Genomic DNA, 1,632 nt, shown 5'->3' on the forward strand with positions numbered 1-1,632 from the left:
GCTGGCCGCGGCCGTCGCATCCGCGCAGGGTGCCGGGGCGCTCGGATTCGCCGGAACGACACAGCGGCAGAAGGCTTTTCAGGCGGCCGGATTGACCAAGCTGGCCGACGACGACTTCGGCGGCGGCCCACGCATGCCGATGGTGCCCGGCACGTGGGAGCACGAGGCCGGCAACCCAACGGGCCCAACCGATCCGGGGAAAGGGGGGTAAGGCAGTCAGCCAGATGCAGGTGAATTACCGAATCCCCAACGGACGCAACAGAAAGGAATCAACATGAGTATGTTGGACGCTCACATTCCGCAGTTGGTAGCCGCACAGTCGGCCTTCAGCGCCAAGGCGGCATTGCTGCGCAGCACGATCAGCCAGGCCGAGCAGGAAGCCATGTCGGCGCAGGCGTTCCACCAGGGTGAGTCCTCTGCCGCCTTCCAGGCCGCGCACGCGCGGTTCGTCGAGGTCGCCGCGCGGGTCAACACCCTGCTCGACATCGCCCAGGCCAACCTCGGGGACGCCGCCGGGACCTACGTGGCCGCCGACGCCGCCGCCGCCTCCGGCTACACCGCGTTCTGAGCTCACCGCTAGCAACCTCGAAAGGACTTGTCATGTCGCAGATCATGTACAACTACCCGGCGATGTTGAGCCACGCCGCCGACATGTCCGGATACGCCGGCACCATGCAGGGGCTCGGTTCCGACATCGCCAGCGAACAGGCCACGCTGTCCAACGCCTGGCAGGGTGACACCGGTATGACCTACCAGGTGTGGCAGGCCCAGTGGAACCAGGCGATGGAAAGCCTGGTGCGCGCCTACCAGTCGATGGCCAGCACCCACGAGGCGAACACCATGTCCATGCTCGCCCGCGACCAGGCCGAAGCCGCCAAATGGGGCGGCTAGTTCGTGCCTGAACGAACCTGATGCAGCAAGCGCCCAACGCCGTCGAGCTGACGGTCGATCACGCTTGGTTCATCGCGGAAACGGTTGGGGCGGGGAGCTTTCCCTGGGTGCTGGCAATCACCTCGCCCTATCGTGATGCCGCGGAGCGCAACGCGTTCCTCGACCGTCAGAAGGCTGAGCTGACCGAGCTGGGCCTGGTTTCGGAGGCCGGACTCGTCAACCCCGCTGTCGCCGAGTGGATCAAGGTGGTGTGTTTTCCGCAGCGGTGGCTGGACCTGCGTTACGTCGGCCCCGCCAAGGACACCGGTGAGCCCGGCGCCGGCGCCGACTTGCTGCGCGGCATCGTCGCGCAGCGCAGCGGTGAGGCCGGCAAGCCGTCGATCACCGTGGTCGCGTTGCGCAGCGCACAGCTGATCACCTTCACCGCGATGAACATCGACGATCCACGCGCTCTGGTTCCGGTGCTCACCGTCGGTCTCGCCCAACGGCCGCCGGCGCGGTTCGACGAGTTCAGCATGCCGATGCGGGTCGGGGCGAGAGCCGACGAGCGGCTGCGTTCGGGTGCACCGCTTGCGGAAGTCCTTGACTACCTGGGCATTCCACAATCGGCGCGGCCGGTGGTGGAATCGGTGTTCAACGGGCCGCGCAGCTATGTCGAGATCGTCGCCGGCTGCCACCGCGACGGCCGGCACTCCACCAGCGAGGTGGGGATGAGCATCGTCGACGCAAGCGAGGGACGGG

Annotated in this window: 3 protein-coding genes and 1 pseudogene; all 4 read left to right on the forward strand. The window is 67.1% G+C overall.

Translation table 11 applies throughout. The annotated features are described in order from the left end of the window. A pseudogene (locus A9W96_RS17700) lies at window positions 1-211 on the forward strand (PPE family protein); the annotation flags it as partial. 63 nt (window positions 212-274) lie between these two features. Beyond that, window positions 275-568: a WXG100 family type VII secretion target gene (locus A9W96_RS17705; RefSeq protein WP_066860115.1), complete on the forward strand. Its 294-nt coding sequence runs from the start codon at window positions 275-277 to the stop codon at window positions 566-568. A 32-nt stretch (window positions 569-600) separates the two neighbouring features. Continuing rightward, on the forward strand, window positions 601-891 hold the full coding sequence (locus A9W96_RS17710; RefSeq protein WP_007768835.1) for a WXG100 family type VII secretion target: 291 nt from the start codon (window positions 601-603) through the stop codon (window positions 889-891). Window positions 892-911: 20 nt separating this feature from the next. Further along, on the forward strand, window positions 912-1,632 hold a 721-nt coding region (locus tag A9W96_RS17715; RefSeq protein WP_066880756.1), incomplete at its 3' end, for an ESX secretion-associated protein EspG.

Origin of the sequence: Mycobacterium sp. 1245852.3 (assembly GCF_001669335.1) — a bacterium.
GTDB lineage: Bacteria > Actinomycetota > Actinomycetes > Mycobacteriales > Mycobacteriaceae > Mycobacterium > Mycobacterium europaeum_A.

What these genes read in the sequence shown, in the direction of transcription:
- A9W96_RS17710 (WP_007768835.1), top strand. Translation starts at nt 601, where the DNA reads ATGTCGCAGATCATGTACAACTACCCGGCGATGTTGAGCCACGCCGCC.
- A9W96_RS17705 (WP_066860115.1), top strand. Translation starts at nt 275, where the DNA reads ATGAGTATGTTGGACGCTCACATTCCGCAGTTGGTAGCCGCACAGTCG.